The organism is Mesorhizobium sp. M7A.F.Ca.ET.027.02.1.1 (genome assembly GCF_004022985.1).
Taxonomy (GTDB): Bacteria; Pseudomonadota; Alphaproteobacteria; order Rhizobiales; family Rhizobiaceae; genus Mesorhizobium.
Genome location: NZ_RZOL01000407.1, coordinates 1 through 5,472, shown reverse-complemented (window position 1 = coordinate 5,472; position 5,472 = coordinate 1). Strand labels below are relative to the sequence as shown.

General features: G+C 62.6%; 6 protein-coding genes and 1 pseudogene. All 7 read right to left on the bottom strand.

Annotation, left to right across the window (positions count from 1 at the left end):
* Window positions 1-120 (bottom strand): annotated as a pseudogene (locus EN749_RS29780) (3-deoxy-7-phosphoheptulonate synthase); the annotation flags it as partial.
* Between the two features lie 531 nt (window positions 121-651).
* Entirely contained in the window at window positions 652-1,074 is a 423-nt protein-coding gene (locus EN749_RS29775; RefSeq protein ID WP_127808288.1) for a type II toxin-antitoxin system VapC family toxin, read from the bottom strand.
* A complete protein-coding gene (locus tag EN749_RS29770; RefSeq protein WP_127808287.1) occupies window positions 1,071-1,337 on the bottom strand; it encodes a type II toxin-antitoxin system Phd/YefM family antitoxin in 267 nt (88 codons plus the stop codon). The genes EN749_RS29775 and EN749_RS29770 overlap by 4 nt, the downstream gene beginning before the upstream one ends.
* Window positions 1,338-1,527: 190 nt before the next feature.
* Entirely contained in the window at window positions 1,528-2,322 is a 795-nt protein-coding gene (locus EN749_RS29765; RefSeq protein WP_127399055.1) for an SDR family oxidoreductase, read from the bottom strand.
* A 32-nt stretch (window positions 2,323-2,354) separates the two neighbouring features.
* Window positions 2,355-3,350 (bottom strand): inositol 2-dehydrogenase, encoded by a 996-nt coding sequence (gene iolG / locus EN749_RS29760; RefSeq protein ID WP_027039991.1) that lies wholly within the window; start codon window positions 3,348-3,350, stop codon window positions 2,355-2,357.
* Between the two features lie 109 nt (window positions 3,351-3,459).
* Window positions 3,460-4,227, bottom strand: a complete 768-nt coding sequence (locus EN749_RS29755) for an ATP-binding cassette domain-containing protein (protein ID WP_023810655.1) — start codon at window positions 4,225-4,227, stop codon at window positions 3,460-3,462.
* Window positions 4,228-4,229: 2 nt separating this feature from the next.
* Window positions 4,230-5,306, bottom strand: a complete 1,077-nt coding sequence (locus EN749_RS29750; protein ID WP_127320412.1) for an ABC transporter permease — start codon at window positions 5,304-5,306, stop codon at window positions 4,230-4,232.
* Between the last annotated feature and the right edge of the window lie 166 nt (window positions 5,307-5,472).

Below are 5,472 nucleotides of genomic sequence, written 5' to 3'. Positions count from 1 at the left end.
GCGCGATGCGCTGACGGTGCGCGTCGCCGTCAAAGTGCGCGGGATCTCCCGCATCACCTCGTCCGGCGTACTCAGTTCTCGGATTTCCTTGACCCGGAGATCGTCTGTGGTGGTCAACACGGCTTTCTGCTCCTGTCGAGAGCATGATGCCGAAAAGCGTGAAGCGGTTTTCGGACGAGATCATGCTCCTCTTTGATTTAGAGGAAACCTGCCGGCTGAAACAAAAAAGCCGCCAGGTATGGCGGCTGTTCGGATCTTGTTGCTGCAATCTTCAGATCGAGCGCAATCCTCCCGCCGCCAGCGAGCTCCTAAAGTACCAATATGTGGCGGTCAGGTTGATCATGAGGCTCATATAGTCGATGCGGAGGCGCTTGTCACGTGCCCTGATTGGAGACAATTCGGGATTGGCCGAAGCCTCCCCGCCTTCGTCATCCACGGGCGGAGCAGGAGCGTAGCTCCGTCGCGGAGACCCGAGGATCCAAGCCGCGACCTTGACCATAGAGTGCAGCGGAGCAGAATTCTGCACCGTGGCGCGCACTCGGAAGTCGCGGCATGGATCCTCGGGTCTGCGCCGCGTCGCTACGCTCCTTGCTCCGCCCGTGGATGACGAAGTGATGGTGTTTCCGATGCAGACATACGCCGCCGAGCGCTTCATGCAGTCCAGGGATCAAAAAGTTCAATTCCAAAACCTTCGAAATCCTTCGTATTGCGTGTTGCCAAGGTAAGCTCCTGCGCAATCGCCGTGGCTGCGATCAGGCCGTCCATCGACGACAGGCCGCGACCGCTGCGTTTTGCAAGGCCCATCAAGTCGCCCCAGGCCAAGGCAACCGGTTCGTCCACCGGAAGAACCCTCTGCTCGAAGCGCTGCGGCAGGTCCCGAGCAAGCCACTCGGCCAGGGCCTCACGTTTCCGACCCTCATCCATGAGGGCGACTCCGCGCCGGATCTCGGCGATCGACACGACGCTGATGAAGGAGCGGTCCTCATCAAGCCGATCCAGCCAGTTCAGAACGCGTGCGTCCGGCGCCGGTCGTGTCACTTCAGACAGGACATTCGTATCGAGCAGAAGCCTCACAGCGGCAGATCACGCGGTTCGTCGCGCTGACGCTCAAGGTTGATATCGGCGCCGCGCAGCGGCGACTCCAGCAGGAACTCCGCAAGCGTACCCTTGCGCGCGGTCTTGCGCTGCCATTCCTCGGCCGAGACGACAACCACGCTTGGTTTGCCGTTTCTGGTGATCGTCTGCGGCGAAGACTGCGCGCGCTCGATAACCTCCGAGAGCCGGGCTTTTGCCCCGGCGACCGTCCAATTGGTATTCTCTTTGGGCGCAGACAGCATTGCGACCTCCATGACCAGTCTGACTATCTTGACTATATGGGAGTGGTGATGCGGCGGCAACAGGGGAAGGGAGGGCTTTCAGAGCTCGGGTCCCTTGGTGATTTTGGTCTGGAGCCGGTCAAGCTGGCGAGGGCAAGCTCGGCCAAGGCTTGGCCGAGCTGCTTCTGGACGAGAGGCTATTCGGCTGACCCTATTCCGGAGACGACCCCGCAATGCTCTGGTCATAGTCGACCAGCGATCCGGTCATGACGCCGGACTGCGGGCTGACCATGTAGCTGATCAGCCGCGCCAACTGGTCCGGCTTCACCAATTGGCCCATCGGCTGCGCCGCCTCGGCCTTGGCCAGCCAGTCGTCCGGCGCGTCGTGCCACTTCTTCTGCACGATGTCCTCGCCCTCTGTGTCCATCCAGCCCGGCAGCACCGCATTGCAGCGGATGCGGTTGTGGCGATAGGCATTGGCGACGTTCTTGGTCAGCGTCATCAGCGCGCCCTTGCTGGTCGAATAGGGCGTCAGGAACGACTGGCCGGTATGCGCCGACATCGACAGCACGTTGACGATCGAGCCTGGTGCCTTCTTTTCCAGGAGATGCGACACCACGCCTTGCATCAGGAAAAACGGGCCGCGCACATTGGTGTCGAAGATGGTGTCGAAAAGCTCCTCGGAGGTTTCGACCAGCGAACCGCGCGCCGATGTCGCGGCGGCGTTGACCAGGGCGTTGATGGTGCCGAAATGCGAGATCGCGGTGGCGACCGCCCGCTTGCAGTCGGCCACTTTAGAGACGTCGGCGCTGATGAAGATCGCGTCGACGCCGGCTCTCCTGAAATGGGCGACGGCCTTGTCGCCCTTCTCCTGCGAACGGCCGATGAGCGCCAGTGCCCGGCAACCTTCCTCGGCCAGAGCTTCGGCGACGGCAAAGCCGATCCCCTGGGCGCCACCTGTGACGATGGCGCGCGTCTTCGAATTGCGATCGGCGGATGTGCTCATCGCTCTGCTCCCTGTACCCTAGTTTCCGGTTCTTACTTGTCGAGACGGACGGTCTTGCCGGTCGTTGCTGATTTCAGCGCCGCGTCGGCCAGCTTCAGCGCCACCAGCCCATCCGCACCGCTCGGCGACGCTTTCTTGCCCGAGGTCGCGGCCGTGATGAACGCGGCGATCTCAATGGCATAGGCGTCGAGGTAGCGGGTCATGAAGAAGTCGTGCAGCGGCGGGCGCGTATAACCCTTCTCGTTGGCCAGTTCGATCGACACCGGGCGCTGGTTCTCGGCGGCAACCATGCCTTTCGAGCCATGCACCTCGATGCGCTGGTCGTAGCCATAGGTGGCGCGGCGCGAGTTGGAGATGACGGCCTGCTTGCCGGAAGCGGTTTCCAGGATGACGCTGACGCTATCGAAATCGCCGGCGGCACCAATCTTCTTGTCGACCAGCACCGAGGCATGGGCGCTGACCGCCACGACCTCTTCGCCGAGCAGGAAGCGCGCCATGTCGAAATCATGGATGGTCATGTCGCGAAAAATGCCGCCCGAGCGCTTGATGTAGTCGATCGGTGGCGCGCCGGGATCGCGCGAGGTGATGGTGACCATCTCGACGGTGCCGATGGCGCCGTCGTCGATCGCCTTGCGCACGGCGGCGAAATGCGGATCGAAACGCCTGTTGAAGCCGACCATCAGCGTCGCTTTGGTCTTCTCGACCACGGCCAGGCACTTCTCGACGCGCTTGACGTTGAGGTCGATCGGCTTCTCGCAGAAGATCGCCTTGCCGGCCTTGGCGAAGCGCTCGATCAGATCGGCATGGGTGTCGGTCGGCGTGCAGATGACGACGGCGTCGATATCCCCGGCTTTCTCGATATCTTCGATGCTGCGCACCTCGGCGCCATAGGCGCTCGCCAGCTCTTTGGCGGCCTTCTCGAACGCATCGGCAACGGCAACCAGTTTGGCCTGCGGGTTGGAGCCGACGGCGCGGGCGTGGACCTTGCCGATGCGGCCGGCACCGAGGAGAGCGAAGCGAACGGTCATGGATATTTCCTCTGGGGGGATGGGTTAGAGAGTTGTGTGCACCTTCCCTGAGGAAGGGGGCAAGATTGCTTCAAGCACGCATACCTTAAAACAGGGTGATCATCCTGTTTTAGGCCGCGAGTTCCGCCTCTCCGGTCTTGGCGCCGGTGATGTAGGAGACGATATCGTTTCCGTCGGTGTTCTCCTTGCGCAGATTGGCGACGATGCGGCCGCGCCGGAACACGACGATACGGTCGCAGAGATCGAACACCTGGCGCATATTGTGGCTGATCAGGATCAGCGGCTCGCCATTGTCCTTGAGCGTACGGACGATGTTTTCGACCTGCGCGGTCTCCTGCACGCCAAGGGCGGCCGTTGGCTCGTCCATGATGATCAGCTTGGAGGCGAACGTTGCCGTCCGGGCGATCGCCACGCACTGGCGCTGGCCGCCCGACATGTGGCGGATGGTGTTGGACAAATTGGGGATCTTCACCGCCGTGCGGACGAGCGCCGCCTCGGTCGCCTTGCGCATGTACTTGCGGTCGAGGATCGAGAACGGGCCGAGGTTGAACAGCACCTTCTCGCGCCCGAGGAACAGGTTCGACGGCACGTCGAGATCGTCGGCCAGCGCCAGGTTCTGGAACACGGTCTCGATGCCCGCCGTGCGGGCCTCGATCGGCCCGGCAAAGTTCACTTCCTTGCCGTCGAACCAGATCTGGCCGCTGGTGCGCTGCTCGACGCCGGTGATCTGGCGCACGAAGGTCGACTTGCCGGCGCCGTTGTCGCCCATGATGGCGACATGCTCGCCCTTGCGCAGTTCGAAGTTCGCCCCTTCCAGCGCGTGCACGCCGCCATAGCGCTTGGTCAGGTTTTCAGTCTTCAGGACGATGTCTGACATGGTCATGCCCTCATTGCCCGCAGGCGTTGGCGCCACTGGTCGAGAACCACCGCACCGACGATGATCACACCCTTGACCATCTCCTGGTAGTAGGCGTCGAGGCGCAGGAAGGTGAAGCCGGAGATGATGACGCCGAAGATCAGCGAGCCGATCACCGTGCCGATGATCGAGCCGCGGCCGCCCGACAGGGAGACGCCGCCGATGACCGCCATGGCGATGGCGTCGAGCTCGTACATCACGCCCATGCCGGACTGCGCGGTCAGGTTCTTGGAGCTCAGCACCACGGCGGCGAGCGCGGCGAGAATGCCGGCGATGACGTAGACCAGGATCTTGTGGTTGGCGATCTTGATGCCGGACATGCGCGCGGCGTCCTCGTTGGAGCCGATCGCGTAACAGTGCTTGCCGTACCTGGTGTAGGTCATGATCAGCTGGAACAGGATGGCCAGCGACAGGAAGATGACGACGGGCATCAGGCCTTTGCCGATGCCGGCGAAACTCTCGGTGGGAAAGGAGATCGGCTGGCCCTTGGACCACCATTTGGCGATGCCGCGCGCGGTCACCATCATGCCGAGCGTGGCGATGAACGGCGGAATGCGCGTGTAGGCGATCAGCGCGCCATTGACCAGGCCGGCGAACAGGCCGCAGGCGATCGCCACCAGCAGCGGCACGATGACAGGCAGGTCGGTCCAGCCTTGCGCCAGGAACATCGCCTTGGGATTGGGGTTGCCGTTGACCGTCGCCACCTGGGCGAAGCTCATGGCGATCATGGCGGTCGCGCCGACGATCGAGCCCGAGGACAGGTCGATGCCGCCGGTGATGATCACTTGCGTCACACCGATGGCGATGATGCCGACGATCGACACCTGCAGGATGATGATCTGCAGGCGCGCTTCGTTGAAGATGCCGCCGACGTCGCTGCGTGTGTTGAACAGGAAGCTGTCGCCGAGAAAAATGCGGCCGATCAGTTCGAAGATGACGACGAGAATGACCAGTGCCAGGAAAACATTGAACTCGGCCGGCCATGTGCGCTTCTTCGCATCATAACCGACGCCGCCCACGCCATGAGATGTCTGTGCCACGTATTCTGTCCTCCATCAGCCGCGGTCGCCCTCGCGCCTGCGGCGCTGAGGGAGAGAGGGGAGCGGCGCTGTCTTGGTCGAGAGCGCCGCTCCGTATCGAACCGTTGGCGGCTCAGTTCTTCTTCAGGAACTTGTCGATGTTGGCTGGCGTCACCAGCTGGAAGGG